General features: G+C 67.0%; 17 protein-coding genes. 6 read left to right on the forward strand and 11 right to left on the reverse strand.

The genetic code is table 11. From position 1 onward, the window contains the following. Position 1 precedes the first annotated feature (1 nt). Together AAFN88_RS16405 and hmgA are read right to left on the reverse strand one after the other, a co-directional pair. The gene (locus tag AAFN88_RS16405; protein WP_347521492.1) at positions 2 to 1,012 is read right to left on the reverse strand and encodes a fumarylacetoacetate hydrolase family protein; all 1,011 of its coding nucleotides are present in this window, start codon (positions 1,010 to 1,012) and stop codon (positions 2 to 4) included. A 12-nt stretch (positions 1,013 to 1,024) separates the two neighbouring features. Next, positions 1,025 to 2,326, reverse strand: coding sequence for a homogentisate 1,2-dioxygenase (gene hmgA, locus AAFN88_RS16410; protein ID WP_347521493.1), 1,302 nt, complete (start codon positions 2,324 to 2,326; stop codon positions 1,025 to 1,027). 117 nt (positions 2,327 to 2,443) lie between these two features. Here hmgA and AAFN88_RS16415 point away from each other — a divergent pair, with 117 nt between their 5' ends. From AAFN88_RS16415 to AAFN88_RS16425, 3 genes are all read left to right on the forward strand, one after another. Beyond that, the gene (locus AAFN88_RS16415; RefSeq protein ID WP_347521494.1) at positions 2,444 to 2,908 is read left to right on the forward strand and encodes a MarR family transcriptional regulator; all 465 of its coding nucleotides are present in this window, start codon (positions 2,444 to 2,446) and stop codon (positions 2,906 to 2,908) included. 7 nt (positions 2,909 to 2,915) lie between these two features. After that, positions 2,916 to 3,728 (forward strand): transglutaminase family protein, encoded by an 813-nt coding sequence (locus tag AAFN88_RS16420; RefSeq protein ID WP_193369048.1) that lies wholly within the window; start codon positions 2,916 to 2,918, stop codon positions 3,726 to 3,728. Between the two features lie 264 nt (positions 3,729 to 3,992). After that, positions 3,993 to 4,343 carry a hypothetical protein gene (locus AAFN88_RS16425; protein ID WP_347521495.1) on the forward strand — a complete coding sequence of 117 codons (351 nt, stop codon included), beginning with the start codon at positions 3,993 to 3,995 and terminating at the stop codon, positions 4,341 to 4,343. 162 nt (positions 4,344 to 4,505) lie between these two features. Here the strand turns inward: AAFN88_RS16425 and AAFN88_RS16430 are convergent, their stop codons facing one another. The 5 genes from AAFN88_RS16430 to AAFN88_RS16450 all read right to left on the reverse strand — a co-directional run bounded on the left by AAFN88_RS16430 (position 4,506) and on the right by AAFN88_RS16450 (position 9,142). Beyond that, entirely contained in the window at positions 4,506 to 5,192 is a 687-nt protein-coding gene (locus tag AAFN88_RS16430; protein WP_347521496.1) for an ABC transporter ATP-binding protein, read from the reverse strand. Continuing rightward, complete coding sequence (locus AAFN88_RS16435) at positions 5,192 to 5,992, reverse strand: ABC transporter ATP-binding protein (protein WP_347521497.1); 801 nt, start codon at positions 5,990 to 5,992, stop codon at positions 5,192 to 5,194. Before AAFN88_RS16435 ends, AAFN88_RS16430 begins: the two co-directional genes overlap by 1 nt. After that, positions 5,985 to 6,974 carry a branched-chain amino acid ABC transporter permease gene (locus AAFN88_RS16440; protein ID WP_347521498.1) on the reverse strand — a complete coding sequence of 330 codons (990 nt, stop codon included), beginning with the start codon at positions 6,972 to 6,974 and terminating at the stop codon, positions 5,985 to 5,987. The genes AAFN88_RS16435 and AAFN88_RS16440 overlap by 8 nt, the downstream gene beginning before the upstream one ends. Then, a complete protein-coding gene (locus tag AAFN88_RS16445; protein WP_347521499.1) occupies positions 6,967 to 7,887 on the reverse strand; it encodes a branched-chain amino acid ABC transporter permease in 921 nt (306 codons plus the stop codon). The genes AAFN88_RS16440 and AAFN88_RS16445 overlap by 8 nt, the downstream gene beginning before the upstream one ends. A gap of 79 nt (positions 7,888 to 7,966) precedes the next feature. After that, positions 7,967 to 9,142 carry an ABC transporter substrate-binding protein gene (locus AAFN88_RS16450; RefSeq protein ID WP_347521501.1) on the reverse strand — a complete coding sequence of 392 codons (1,176 nt, stop codon included), beginning with the start codon at positions 9,140 to 9,142 and terminating at the stop codon, positions 7,967 to 7,969. Positions 9,143 to 9,407: 265 nt separating this feature from the next. Here AAFN88_RS16450 and AAFN88_RS16455 point away from each other — a divergent pair, with 265 nt between their 5' ends. Then, positions 9,408 to 9,788: a carboxymuconolactone decarboxylase family protein gene (locus AAFN88_RS16455; protein ID WP_347521503.1), complete on the forward strand. Its 381-nt coding sequence runs from the start codon at positions 9,408 to 9,410 to the stop codon at positions 9,786 to 9,788. On the opposite strand, the gene AAFN88_RS16460 is transcribed toward AAFN88_RS16455, so the two are convergent. The 3 genes from AAFN88_RS16460 to AAFN88_RS16470 form a co-directional block, all read right to left on the reverse strand. Then, positions 9,789 to 10,109 (reverse strand): MliC family protein, encoded by a 321-nt coding sequence (locus tag AAFN88_RS16460; RefSeq protein WP_347521505.1) that lies wholly within the window; start codon positions 10,107 to 10,109, stop codon positions 9,789 to 9,791. A gap of 12 nt (positions 10,110 to 10,121) precedes the next feature. Beyond that, complete coding sequence (locus tag AAFN88_RS16465; RefSeq protein WP_347521506.1) at positions 10,122 to 10,697, reverse strand: DUF4412 domain-containing protein; 576 nt, start codon at positions 10,695 to 10,697, stop codon at positions 10,122 to 10,124. 230 nt (positions 10,698 to 10,927) lie between these two features. Further along, on the reverse strand, positions 10,928 to 11,584 hold the full coding sequence (locus AAFN88_RS16470; protein ID WP_347521507.1) for a cytochrome P460 family protein: 657 nt from the start codon (positions 11,582 to 11,584) through the stop codon (positions 10,928 to 10,930). Positions 11,585 to 11,709: 125 nt separating this feature from the next. Between AAFN88_RS16470 and AAFN88_RS16475 the strand changes: the two genes are divergently transcribed. After that, the gene (locus AAFN88_RS16475; RefSeq protein WP_347521508.1) at positions 11,710 to 12,603 is read left to right on the forward strand and encodes a LysR family transcriptional regulator; all 894 of its coding nucleotides are present in this window, start codon (positions 11,710 to 11,712) and stop codon (positions 12,601 to 12,603) included. Positions 12,604 to 12,610: 7 nt separating this feature from the next. Here the strand turns inward: AAFN88_RS16475 and AAFN88_RS16480 are convergent, their stop codons facing one another. Next, positions 12,611 to 12,883, reverse strand: a complete 273-nt coding sequence (locus AAFN88_RS16480; protein WP_347521509.1) for a hypothetical protein — start codon at positions 12,881 to 12,883, stop codon at positions 12,611 to 12,613. A gap of 109 nt (positions 12,884 to 12,992) precedes the next feature. Here AAFN88_RS16480 and AAFN88_RS16485 point away from each other — a divergent pair, with 109 nt between their 5' ends. Beyond that, positions 12,993 to 13,895 carry a LysR family transcriptional regulator gene (locus AAFN88_RS16485; RefSeq protein ID WP_347521510.1) on the forward strand — a complete coding sequence of 301 codons (903 nt, stop codon included), beginning with the start codon at positions 12,993 to 12,995 and terminating at the stop codon, positions 13,893 to 13,895. The last annotated feature ends 29 nt before the right edge of the window (positions 13,896 to 13,924 follow it).

Below are 13,924 nucleotides of genomic sequence, written 5' to 3' on the forward strand. Positions count from 1 at the left end.
GCTAGCCCTTTGCCACCCTCTGCTCGATCCTCCCGAAGATCGAGCGTCCCTCGCGATCCAGCATCTCGATGCGAACGGTGTCGCCGAACCTGAGGAAGGGCGTCTTGGCTTCGCCGTGCAGAATGGTCTCCACCGTGCGCTGCTCGGCGATGCAGGAATAGCCGCGCCCGCCCTCGGCCACCGGCTTGCCCGGGCCGCCTTCGGCGTCACGGTTGGAGACGGTGCCGGAGCCGACGATGGTGCCGGCGGAAAGCCGCCGGGTGCGCGCGGCGTGGGCGATGAGCGCCGGGAAGTCGAAGGTCATGTCCTCCCCGGCCTCGGCCTTGCCGAAGGGCTCCCCGTTGAGACTGACCAGCATGGGCAGGTTCAGCTTGCCGCCGTCCCAGGCCTCGCCCAGGTCGTCCGGCGTCACCGCGACCGGCGAGGCGGCGCAGGAGGGCTTGGACTGGAAGAAGCCGAAGCCCTTGGCCAGCTCTCCCGGGATCAGGTTGCGCAGGCTGACGTCATTGACCAGCAGCACCAGGCGGATCGCCTCCGCGGCCTGCTGCGGCGTGGCCCCCATGGGCACGTCGTCGAGGATGACCGCCACCTCGGCCTCGAAATCGATGCCCCAGGACTCCTCCGCCATCACGATGGGCTCGCGCGGCCCCAGGAAGACGTCGGAGCCGCCCTGATACATCAGCGGCTCGGTCCAGAAGCTTTCCGGCATCTCGGCGCCGCGCGCCTGCCGCACCAGGGCCACGTGGTTCACATAGGCGGAGCCGTCCGCCCACTGGTAGGCGCGCGGCAGCGGCGCCATCAGGTGGTTGGCATCGAAGGCGAAAGCATCCTCGCGGGCGTGGCGCGCCAAGGCATCGGCCTCGTGCGCCAGTTTCGGCGCGACCTCCGCCCAGTCGTCCAGCGCGGCCTGCAGGGTGTGCACCGTCTCGGCCATGACCGCGCGCTCCAGGTCGGCCCGCACGATCAGCAGGCGGCCGTCGCGCGACCCGTCGACAAGGGTTGCAAGCTTCATGGAATCAGCCTCTTAAGGCTTGCCGTTGAAGTGCTTCTCCAGGCCCGCCCAACACTCCTGATAACGCACATCAAGAGTCTCCAAATTTGCTGCAAATTGAGTCACTTGCTGCGGCAATCTCGTCTCGAACATGAAAGCCAGCGTGCCACGCTGCTTCTCCGGCTGCAGGTCCTCGCTGGAGGCCGTTTCGAAGGCCTGGCGATCAGGTCCGTGGGGCAGCATGCAGTTGTGCAGGCTCATGCCGCCGGGGACGAAACCGCCCGGCTTGGCGTCGTAGACGCCCTCGATGAGGCCCATGAATTCCGACATCACGTTGCGATGATACCACGGCGGGCGGAAGGTGTTCTCGGCCACCATCCAGCGCTCGGGAAAGATCACGAAATCGACATTGGCCGTGCCCGGCACCGCGGTGGGCGCCGTCAGTACCGTGAAGATCGAAGGGTCGGCATGGTCGAAGAGCACCGCGTTCATCGGGCAGAACTTCTTCAGGTCGTACTTGTAGGGCACGTAGTTGCCGTGCCAGGCGGCCACGTCCAGGGGCGACTGCGCAATCTCGCAAATGTGGAAGGCCCCGCCCCACTTCACGGTGAGGCTCGAGGGCTCCTCCTTGTCCTCAAAGGCGGCCACGGGGGTCAGGAAGTCGCGCGGGTTGGCCAGGCCGTTGGCGCCGATCGGCCCCAGGTTGGGCAGGGTCAGCGGCGCACCATAGTTCTCGCAGACGTAGCCGCGTGAGGGGCCCTCGATGGGCTCGGCGCGGAAGGTGACGCCGCGCGGGATGACCAGGGCCTCGCCCGGCCCGACATCCAGCACCCCGAACTCGGTGGCGAAGCGCAGGCGGCCCAGCTGCGGCAGTACCAGCAGCTCGCCGTCGGCGTTATAGAAGTACTCCCGCTCCATGGCCGCGGTGACCAGGTAGACGTGCGCGGCCATGCCGGTATGGGTGGTGATGTCGCCCGCCGTGGTCATGGTGCGCAGGCCGGTCAGGAAGGTGAGTTCCTCCCCTGCCGGGATCGGCACCGGCCCCCATCTGAGCTGGCCCAGCGGCAGGCGGTCCCAGGCCGGGTCCGGCGGCGAGATCCAGCAGTGCAGGTCGCGCAGGACGAAGCGCCCCTGGTGCTTCACCGAGGGGCGGATGCGGTAGAGCCAGGAGCGCTTGTTCTCCGCCCGGGGCGCAGTGAAGGCCGAACCGCTGAGCTGCTCGGCATAGAGCCCGTAGGGGCAGCGCTGCGGCGAATTCTGGCCTTCCGGCAAGGCGCCGGGCAGCGCCTCGCTGGCGAATTCGTTGCCGAAACCGGAGAGATAGCTGAGCGGCATGGCGGACTCCCAATAAGCTTGCGGCCAGTCAGCGGCGCGGCTTGCTGGCGACGGCCCTGTTGTGATAGTTACATTTGTAACTATCAAGAACCCCTCCCGAGAGGCACCAGAAGCCCTATGGACCTGCGACTCGAACGCTTCCTGCCCTACCGACTGAACAGGGCCACGGCGGTGGCAAGCAAGCAGTTTTCCCGCATCTACCGCGACGAGTTCGGCCTGACGGTGCCGGAATGGCGGGTGCTGGCGACCCTGAGCGCGCTGGGCACCGCCAGCGCTAAGGAGATCGGCCGCGATTCCGCCATGCACAAGACCAAGGTCAGCCGCGCCGTCGCCTCCCTGCAGCAACGCCGCTGGGTGACCCGCGAGACCGACGGCCTCGACCGCCGCATCGAGCATCTCTCCCTCACCGCCGCCGGCGAGAGCGCCTTCCGCCGCCTGGCCCCCAAGATGCTGGCCTTCGAGGAGCAGATCATGGCACGGCTCTCCCCCAAGGAGCGCGCCGAGATGCTGCAGGGCCTCGCCCTGCTGGAGAAGGCGCTGGGAATTCCGGCTATCGAAGACGCCGGGGAAAAGGTAGTCTGAAGCCGAGATGAAAATTCGGGCCGGTTTCTCCCTGGGCTATGACTGTCCGCAGCCAACGCCGATGCTGCTCACCCTCCATGTCCATCCCTCGCGGCAGCCCGACCTCCTGACCTCCGACAGTCTGACCTTCGACCCGCCGATCGAGGCGGCGGACTACACCGACAGTTTCGGCAACATCTGCACGCGGATCGTGGCCCCCGCCGGCGTCACCACCATCTCGAGCGCCTTCGAGATTTACGACAGCGGCAAGCCCGACGAAGTCGCCGAGGACGCCCGGCAGCACGAGATCATGGAACTGCCGGACGAGGTGCTGCAATACCTGCTCGGCAGCCGCTACTGCGATACCGACCGGCTGGCGAACCTCGCCGGCACCCTGTTCAACGACACGCCGCCGGGCTGGGCGCGGGTTCAGGCCATCTGCGACTACGTGCACCAGCACATCGTCTTCAACTACATGAACGCGGATTCCTGGCGCACGGCCTATGGCGGCTACAGCGAAAGGACCGGCGTCTGCCGGGATTTCGCGCACCTCGCCATCACGCTCTGCCGCTGCATGAACATCCCGGCGCGCTATTGCACCGGCTACCTCGGCGACATCGGCGTGCCGCCCGACGGGGAGCCCATGGATTTCAGCGCCTGGTTCGAGGTCTACCTCGGCGGACGCTGGTACACGGTCGACGCCCGCCACAACAAGCCGCGTATCGGCCGCATCCTCATGGCCCGCGGGCGCGACGCCACCGACGTCGCCCTCGCCACCATCTTCGGCCCCGCCCTCATCGCCCGCTTCGAGGTGGTGACGGAAGAGGTACCGGAAGCGTAGCTTCCAGGAGCCGACACCCGGCGGCCCCCTCACCCTCCCGCTAACGCCGTCCCCTCCCTCTCCCACGAGGGGAGAGGGGCTAAGAGCGCGCCTTCTGTTCCCTCTCCCCTTGCGGGAGAGGGCTGCGCAGCCTTGGTGAGGGAAGCGAGCCCCAGTGACTCCAGGGGCGAATGGGTGAGGGGTAAAGCGCTGCCGCCATACTGTCGCCATTTTGCTGGAGCAAAGAGATCGCACCCGTTCCGACGCTCATTAGGAAATATGATCTTGCCTCGATCGCGCAGCCAGCTTTGGCAACGGCCGGGCATGCCCCTGTGGTCAGTAGCCCTCCTGTTCTGGCTCACGGTCAGCCCAGCGCAGGCGGAGGAACCGTCCTGGGCCTTTGACGTCGCCCATGCCCACATTGCTAAGAACTACGCTTGGCCTGAGACGGACTACATCCTGCGCATTGCCGGCCAGGATCCGGATCGCGTTGTCGTCTATGTCCATCACAGGGATGATGAAGACCTTGGCCGGCGGAACAGCCAGGGTTCCTGGATCGCGGGCGGTGGCAAGTCGTTCGAGATAGTTCTCAGCCGCAAGACGCACAGCGTCATCTGGGAATGGCACTTTCAGTAGGAGGCTTGGCCATCTAGCTACTCGATTGTCACCCTCGGGCTTGACCCGAGGGTCCATTCAGCTGCTCGCACGATCCAGTCCGGCTTTGAAATGGATTGCCGGATCAAGTCCGGCAATGACGATAGGGGAGCGTGGAACCGGTGGTGCGTGCGGCCCTCTTTGTCACACTCCCAAAAACCGGTCCTGCAGGGCCGCGTCGTCGGCCAGCTCCGCCGCGCTGCCGGACCACACCGACGCACCCTTCTCCAGGATGACGCAGGCGTCGGTGAGCGGCAGCAGATCCTTCAGGTTCTTGTCGACGATGAGGATGGCCTGGCCTCTGCCCTTCACGTCGCGGATGGCGGCCCAGATCTCCTGCCTGATCACCGGGGCCAGGCCCTCGGTGGCTTCGTCGAGGATCAGCAGCTTCGGGTTGGTCATGAGCGCGCGGCCGATGGCCAGCATCTGCTGCTCCCCGCCGGAAAGGGTGCGGGCGATCTGACCGGCGCGCTCCCCGAGACGCGGGAAGAGCGCAGCGACGCTGTCCAGGTCCCAGCCTTCCCCTCTTGCTGTCGCGACCAGGTTCTCGCGCACCGTGAGGTTCGGGAAACAGCGCCGCCCCTCCGGCACCAGGCCGACGCCGAGGCGCGCGACGCGGAAGGCGCGCAGCCCGGCGATTTCGCGATCCAGGAAGCGGACGGCTCCCCGCCGCGGCGGGGTCAGGCCGCAGATCGAGCGGATGGTCGTCGTCTTGCCCATGCCGTTGCGGCCGAGCAGCGCCACCATCTGACCTTCGCCGACCTGAAGATCGACGCCGAAGAGTGCCTGGGACGCGCCGTAGAAGGTCTCGATGCCCCTTACCTCCAACATCACGCGCCCCCCGCGTTCTTGGCGTGCAGGTGGTCGCCGAGATAGGCCTCGCGCACCTCGGCGGAGGCACGGATCTCCTCCACCGTGCCGCTGGCAATGATGCGCCCGTAGACCAGCACCGAGATGCGGTCGGCCAGAGCGAAGACCGCGTCCATGTCGTGCTCCACCAGCAGCATGCCGGCTTCCTGCTTCAGGCTCGCGAGGAAGGAGGTCAGTTCCTTGGTGCCTTCGGGGCCGAGCCCCGCCATGGGTTCGTCGAGCAGCAGCAGCTTGGGCCGGAGCGCCAGGGCCATGGCCACCTCCAGCAGGCGCCGCTCGCCGTGGGACAGCGCGCTCACCGGATCGTCGGCGCGCAGGGTGAGTCGCACCCGGTCCAGCACGCCCAGCGCCTCCGCGCGCAGGGACTCATCGCGGCGCACCGGCCGCCAGAAGCCCCCCCAGAAGCTCAAAGGACCGCCGGATTGGCGCGCCTGCACCGCCAGCATGACGTTGCGTAGCACCGAGAACTCGGTAGCCAGGGAGGAGACCTGGAACGTCCGTCCCAGCCCCAGGCGGGCACGCCTTGCCACGGACCAGCCGGTCACCGTCTCGCCCAGCAAGGTGATGTCTCCCGCGTCGGGCGCGAGGCCGCCGGCAACCTGCGCGATGAGCGTCGACTTGCCGGCGCCGTTGGGGCCGATAAGAGCGTGGATCTCCCCCGGTCGCACGGTGAGGTCGACGCCGTCGGTAGCCTTCAGGGCGCCGAAAGCCTTGTGCAGGCCTTTCAGTTCGAGAAGCGCCTCAGAGCCATTGCTAGTCATGGCGCGCCTTCCCGGCCAGGAGGCCGATAACGCCGCCGCGGGCGAAGAGCACTACGCTCAGCAGGATAAGGCCGAGGATGAGCTGCCAGCGGTCGGTGAGGCCGCCGATGAAGCTTTCCAACAGGATGAAGAGCGCCGCCCCGGCGAGCGGCCCGAAGAGCCGCCCCACCCCACCCAGGATGACGAAGATGATGATCTCGCCGGAAAGCTGCCAGGACAGCATGGAAGGGCTGACGAAGCCGTTCAGTTCGGCGAAGAGCGCGCCGGCCAAACCGGTAATCATGGCCGAGAGCGTGAAGGCGGTGAGCTTCACCGGGAAAGGCGCGATGCCCAGGGTCGCCAGGCGCTCCGGGTTCATGCGCGCGCACTGCAATGCGGCACCGAAGCGCGAGTCCACCAGGCGGTGCAGCAGGTAGATGACACCCAACAGCAGCGCATAGCAGACCAGGAAGAAGGTCAGAGGGTCGTCGGCCTCGATGCCCGGCAGCCGGCTGCGCAGGTAGATGGAGAGCCCATCCTCGCCGCCATAGGTCGGCAGCGAGATGGCGAAGTAGTAGATCATCTGGGCGAAGGCCAGGGTGATCATGATGAAGTAGACGCCCGAGGTGCGCAGCGAGACGGCGCCGATGCCCAGCGCCACCACCGCGGTGACCAGCAAAGCGATGCCCCAGATGACCAACATGTGCTCGCTGCCGCCGACCTCCAAGGGCCAGGCGATGAAGGATGAACCCTCGAAGCCGTGCAGCGCGGCGACGCCGGCGACATAGCCGCCCAGGCCGAAGAAGGCGGCGTGGCCGAAGCTCACCATGCCGCCGGTCCCCAGCGCCAGGTTGAGGCCGACGCCAGCCAGCGCCAGGATCGCCACCCTGCTGGCGAGCGTCACGTAGAAGGGCTCGTCCAGCGCTACGGCGATCAGCGGCGCCGCCAGAAGGGCCAGCGCCAGCACCACGTTGACCAGGGTTTCTCGGCTCGCCTCAGGCATCGACGGGAAAAAGTCCCTTGGGCTTGAAGGCCAGCACGCCGGCCATTAGCAGGTAGATCGACATGGCCGAGAGCGAGGCGCCGACCGAAGTCGCCTCCGACGGCGGCAGGAAGAGACCGAAGAGCTGTGGCAGGAAGACCCGCCCCAGGGTGTCGGTGACGCCCACCAGGACGGCGCTGATGAGAGCCCCCTTCACCGAGCCGATGCCGCCGATGATGATGACCACGAAGGCGAGGATCAGCACCGGCTCGCCCATGCCGACCTGCACCGACTGCAAGGCGCCGACCATGCCGCCGGCGAGGCCGGCCAGCGCGGCGCCGAGGGCGAAGACGGCGGTGTAGAGCGTGCGGATGTCGACACCGAGCGCACCGATCATCTCGCGGTCCGACTCGCCGGCGCGGATCTGCATGCCCAGGCGGGTGCGCGCGATCAGCAGGTACAGCCCGACGGCGGTCACCAGGCCAGCACCGATGATGGCCAGGCGGTAGGCCGGATAGCCGCCGCCGCCGGGCAGCGGCACCGCGCCCGAGAGGCCCGGCGGGATGTCGAGGTAGAGCGGCCGGTCGCCGAAGACCCAGCGCGTCAGTTCGGAAAAGATGAGGATCAGGGCGAAGGTCGCCAGCACCTGGTCCAGGTGGTCGCGGTCGTAGAGCCGGCGGATGACGAGCACCTCGACCAGGGCCCCGGCCGCCGCCGCGGCCAGGAAGCCGCCGCCCAGCCCGGCCCAGAAGGAACCCGTCTGCCCCGCGATCCACGAGCAGAAGAAGGCGCCGACCATGAACAGCGAGCCGTGCGCCAGGTTGATCAACCCCATGACGCCGAAGACCAGCGTCAGCCCGGCGGCCATGAGGAACAGCATGACGCCCAGTTGCACGCCGTTCAGAAGCTGTTCGATGAGGAAGGCCGCAGACACGGAAAGGCCGTCGCTCCCTTGGTTGAAAACGCGAGGGGCCGCCCTAAAGCGGCCCCTCCCAGGTCACTGCCGTCGCAGACTACATCTTGCAGTCGTCGACGTAGGCGTTGGCATGCTGCTTCAGACCGACACCGACGATCTTGTTGGTCAGCACGTCGCCTTCCTTCACCACCTCGCGGACATAGATGTCCTGGATCGGGTGGTGATTGCTGGCGAACTTGAAAGCGCCGCGCACCGAGGCGAAGTCTGCTTCCACCAGCGCCTGGCGAAAGGCGTCCTTATCGCCGATGCCGCCCGCCTTCTTCCTGGCCGCGAGGATCAGGTTGGCCGCGTCGTAGCCCTGGCTGGCGTAGAGCGACGGCAAACGGCCGTATTCTTCCTGGAAGGCCGCGACGAAGGCCTTGTTGGCGGCATTGTCGAGATCCTTGGACCACTGGGAGGTGTTCTTGACCCCCAGCGCCGCCTCGCCCACCGCGCCCAGGATGCCTTGGTCGAAGGAGAAGGCCGGGCCGAGGACCGGCACCTTCAGCCCCGACTGGGCGTACTGCTTCATGAAGGCGATGCCCATGCCGCCGGGCAGGAAGAAGAAGATCGAGTCCGGGTCGGCCTCGCGGATCTGCGCGATCTCGGCGGCATAATCGGTCTGCCCCAGCTTGGTATAGATCTCACCCGCCAGTTCGCCGGTATAGAAGCGCTTGAAGCCGGTCAGCGCATCCTTCCCTGCCGGATAGTTCGGCGCCAGGATGAAGGGCTTCTTGAAGCCATTGTCCTGGACGTAGCCGCCCATGGCCTCGTGCAGGTTGTCGTTCTGCCAGGCGACGTTGAAGTAGTTCGGATGACAGGCCTTGCCCGCCAGCGCCGAGGGCCCGGCGTTGGGGCTGATGTAGAAGACCCCGTCCTTCACCGCCGCCGGCACCACCGCCATGGCCAGGTTGGACCAGATGATGCCGGTCAGGATGTCGACCTTGTCACGCTGGATGAACTTGGTGGCGATCTGCTTGGCGATGTCCGGCTTGCGGGCGTCGTCCTCGACCAGCAGTTCGACGTCGCTCGCACCGGCCTGCTTCAGCGCCAACTGGAAACCGTCCCGCACGTCGATGCCCAGGCTGGAGCCGCCGCCGGACAGGGTGGTGATCATGCCGATCTTCAGGTCGGCGGCCTGGGCGGCGTTCTGGGCCGCGCCCAGGGCCGTGCTCAGCCCCAAGGCCGCGCCGGCCGCCAGGGCGAGCACGGCGCCCTTGTATCCGTTCCTCATAATTAACCTCCGGTTCTCCCCGAGAGGCGCCTTGGCGGGCGCCTTTTGATTCTGCCCGAAGCCCGGTCGCCAGGCCCCGAAGAACCCAAGGATATACCGCGTTCCGCGCGCTTTCGCCATAGCGGGCGTCCGGACCTGCCGGCGCCTTCCGGGCCCGGGCGGGCTGACCGGCCCGGTGATTTCCACCTCGACCCCCACCGGCGAAGCCCTACAATCCAGCGGCACGGCGACAACGGCAGAACTGCCAGAATCCGGGAGAAAACCAATGGACAGGGAACGCTTCGAACTCGGCCTGAAGCAGCGCAAGGCCACCCTGGGCGACGACTACGTCACCAAGGCTCTGGACCAGGCCGACGACTTCAGCCGGCCCTTTCAGGAGGCCATGACCGAGTGGTGCTGGGGCTTCGGCTGGGGCGACCCGGCGATCGACCCGAAGACCCGCAGCCTGATGAACCTCGCGATGATCGGCGCCCTCAGCAAGATGCAGGAGTGGGAGACCCACTGCCGCGGCGCCCTCAATAACGGCTGCAGCGTCGAGGAGATCCGCGCCGTCTGCCACGTCATCGGCATCTACTGCGGCGTACCCCAGGCCATGGAATGCTTCCGCGCCGCCCGCAAAGTGCTGCAGGAAGCGGGCAAGCTCTAGTCAGTCGCGCGCGTCGACCCGGCAGTTGCGCGCCACGGCGCGCGGACGCTCGTAGCGCGCTTCATCACCCTTGACCCAGAACGTCGTGGCGCCGAGGCCGTCGCTCGAGGCGTAACGCGCGCCGCTGGCCGAGCGCCGGAGCGGCAGCACTTGCAGGCGCCCGGCCTCGGCAATGACGGCCGCTTGCGGATCGCTTTGCAGAAAGGTCGCCGTGACCTCGCTGCCATCGTCGCAGCGATAGGTCACCGGCTCCGCCCCCCAGGCCGAACCGAAGGCGGCGAAGAACAGCGTGCAGCAAAGCAGCGCAAAGGCCCGGAGCACCGCGGCCGGCTCCTATTGTCCTGGCATGGCCATCATCTGGATACCGGCCGGTGGCTCGAAGAGACCCGCCGGCTGGGGGCCACGCCGCAGATCGCTCATCACCATCTCGAAGCTGCCTTCGGGCGTGCGGCCCTCCATGCGCAGGGGGATGCCGTCGTCGGTCACCCAAATGAGAACGGTACCTTCCTGGCCGCCGCTGTTGCCCTCGATGCGGTATTTGGTCACCGCCTCGCCGTTCAGCGTTTCCTCGCCGAGCTTCTCCGGCTTCAGCTCCGCGTAGTCGTCGGCGCTGGGCATGGCTTGGGGAGCATCGAGGCTCATCTCCATTCCCATGCCCATGTCGGGCATGATCATGTAGAGGCGCCGGACGTCAGGCCGCCGGATCATGACTTGGCGCTGCCCGTCGACCGTGAGCTCGAACCGCTCCTTGCCGTTATCATGGTGCAGAGGCCCGCTGACTTCCTGCCCGGCGGCCCGCATGGTCCGCATCGCCGAGTAGGCCGCGTCCTGCTGCAGCCAATCGGCGGCAGCGGCGGGCAAGATGGCGGAAAAGAAAAACAGAAACACAAAGGCGGCCGAGCGGCGCATGGGGCGACTCCCTGAAAACGAAAGTGCCCCAATCTGCCAAATCCCGCCCCGCCATACGAAGGACATTATGGGGTAATCCGACGACGCTACGGCCTAGAGCAGATCAGGGTCGGCTGGAATCGCCGAAGGCGACCCACCGGCCCTGTGAATCTGCTCAATACCTATGAAGTAGATCGGATTCACACGATGAGACGGGACCACATCGTGGCTCCGTCTCATCGTGATCCGATCTAGGGCACCATGCGGGCCGGCAGGCCGGTCTTCGCTTCCTGGACCGTGCCGAGCACCGGATAGCCCTCCACGTAGATCCAGTCGCTCGCCTTGGCAGGCTCGTGGCAGGCAACGCATTCGGCCTGGAAGTCTTCGGTGACCGGCGTGGCGGGATCGGCGGCATCGAAGTAGGCCCACCCCCAGCCCTCGCCCCACAGGGGATTGCCCGCGAAGCGCCCCGAGGAGTCCTTCACCATGACGAACCAGCCGGCGCGCGCCGCGGCGCGGGAGACGTGGCCCGTGGTCATGTCCTCGGAGACGGCGGAAAAGAGCTCCTTCACCAGCACGCTGCCCTCCGGAAAGGTGCCGGTCTTCCGGTAGGCTTCGATGACGCCGGGCTGGGCATAGACGACGTGGAACTCCGCGGCGCCGCCGCCGGGCTCATCGCCCGCGATCGACCAGCCGCCGAGCAGGCGCCAGTCGGCGCCGTAGTCGATCGCCGGCACGCGGATGTTGCCCTGGGCGTCGACCGCCGCCTCGTAACCGGGCAGGTAGCCGCCGGCCCCAGTGCCCGCCGGGCCGCTCACCTGGGCCGCCGTCGCGGCGGCGACAATGAAAATGCCCAGCAGAACGAGCGCCAGGGCAAGGGCCAGAAATCTTGAGGAAAATGTACGCATCTCTCGGACTTTCTATACTGAACAGGGGGAAATCCAAGCCAGAAGCTGTGCCCGAGAAGTCACCTTTACAAATATAAATTTCTCACATATCCATAACCAACAGTTATCAATGGAAAGACACCGCCGTGGAGCTTTACCAGATCCGCTATTTCCTGGCCGTTGCCCGCAGCCTGCATTTCACCCAGGCGGCGGAGGAAGCCGGCGTCTCCCAGCCCGCCCTCACCAAGGCGGTGCGCAAGCTGGAGGAGGAACTGGGCGCACCCCTCTTCCTGCGCCAGGGCCGCCAGGTGTTGCTCACCGACTTCGGCCGCGTGATGCGCGAAAAGCTGGAGCGGGTGGTGGCCGCGCGCGAGGAGGCCGAGGAGGCCGCGCGTCAGTTCCTCAAGCCGGCAGAGATCCGCCTCAATGCCGGGGTCATGTGCACCCTCGGCCCCCGGCCGCTGCTCGGCTTCCTCGACCGCTTCCGCCTGGAACACCCGAACATCGAACTGCACCTGCACGACGTGACGGCCGCCAACGCCGTCGACAAGCTGAAGGGCGGCGAGGTCGACTGCGCCGTCCTGGCCTGCCCCGCCGGCAAGCTGCCGGCGCCCCTGAAAGGCAAGCGGCTCTACCGCGAGCGCATGATCGTCGCCTTCTCCCGCGACCACCGCTTCAACACGCAAAGACAAGTGCGCTTCGAAGAGCTTGACGGGGAGCGTTACATCGACCGCCTGCACTGCGAGTTCCGCTCGGCCTTCCTGGACCGGGTCGGCAGTCACGATATGTCGCTGACCTTCCCTTACGCCAGCGAACGCGAGGACTGGATCCAGGCGATGATCGCCAATGGCATGGGCATCGGCCTGCTGCCGGAGTTCAGCGTCCTGCAGCCCGACATCGCCAAACGCCCGGTGATCGAGCCGAGACTCTACCGCAGCGTCGAACTCGCCTACCTGCCGGGCCGCGAAGCCTCCGCCGGGGTGAAGGCCCTGGTCGAGTTGGCAGGGCGGCACCTCTGGCCGCAAGCCGCGGACAACTAGAGCGGATCTACAGCCGCGGCACGGCCCAGCGCGCCGCTTCGGCGATATTGTGCAGACGCCGCGACGAAGCGACTGGCGGCGCTACGGCGTAGTCCTGGACATCTCGACCCGCGCCGCAGTCGTGCCGGGCCGCCCGCTCCAGACTCCCGAACATCCTTTGCGTCTCCAACCCGGCGCCGGGGCAGCGGCGCAGGACGGCGGCCAAACGCGCGAAGGCGCGGCCGAGTTGCCAAGACGCGGCCAAGCCGATGTTCTCCCGTACCGAAACGATGCGCGTCATGGCGTCCTCCATCACGAAAATCGGGTTTGGAGGGAATTTAGGCGCTCCGCGTATCCAGGATAATATGGTATATTCGGAAAATATTATCCCGAATTATGGGACATAGAATATGAACCTTCACACCGCCATGTCCGTCTTCGTCGAGGTCGCCAAGGCGGGCGGATTTGCCGAGGCGGCGCGCAGACTTGGCATGTCCACCACGACGGTCAGCCGCCACGTCGCCGACCTGGAAAGCGAACTGGGCGCCACCCTGCTGCGCCGCACGACACGCCACGTCAGCCTGACCGAAGCGGGCAACCGTTACCTGCCGCGCGCGGCGACGCTGCTGGAGGAACTTGCCAGCCTCAACGCCGAGATCAGCAGCGCCGATGCGACACCGCAGGGCCGGCTCCGCATCACCGCTCCGCCGGCGCTCGGCAACGACTGGATCACCGAACTGGCGGTCGACTTCGTGGAAGCCTATCCGGACATCGAACTGGAACTCGACCTGACCGAGCGCATGGTCGACCTGGTCGAGGAAGGCTACGACGCGGCCATCCGCAGCGGTGCCCTGCCGGACTCCTCGCTGATCGCCCACCGCATCGTCGAGATGCGCTACGTCCTCTGCGCCAGCCCCACTTACCTGGAGAACTACGGCACCCCGCAACAGGCGGAAGACCTCGCGGGCCATCGCAGCGTCTATTGGTGCGGCGGCGCAAACCCCGGCCACTGGCCCCTGACGCGCAACGGCGTTCCGGTCCAGGCGCCGCTGCGGCCGCGCCTGCAGGTCAGCAACTTCGCCGCCCTGCTGGAGTCGGCGCGCCGCGGGATCGGGCTCGCCGTGCTGCCGCTGATCACGGTGCGCGACGACCTCGAGGCCGGGCGCCTCCTGCGCGTGCTGCCGGACTGCGAGGCCGACCACGGCATGCTGAACCTGGTGCGCCCGCCGACCCCCTTCGAGCCGGCAAAGCTGCGCGTCTTCATCGACTACATCACCGAGGCGCTGCGCGCGCGGGCCGAGGGCCGCGCGTGAAAGCCTGGACCGTTGCCGGCGCCAGCACG

The sequence above is a fragment of the Pelagibius sp. CAU 1746 genome, assembly GCF_039839785.1.
GTDB lineage: Bacteria > Pseudomonadota > Alphaproteobacteria > Kiloniellales > Kiloniellaceae > Pelagibius.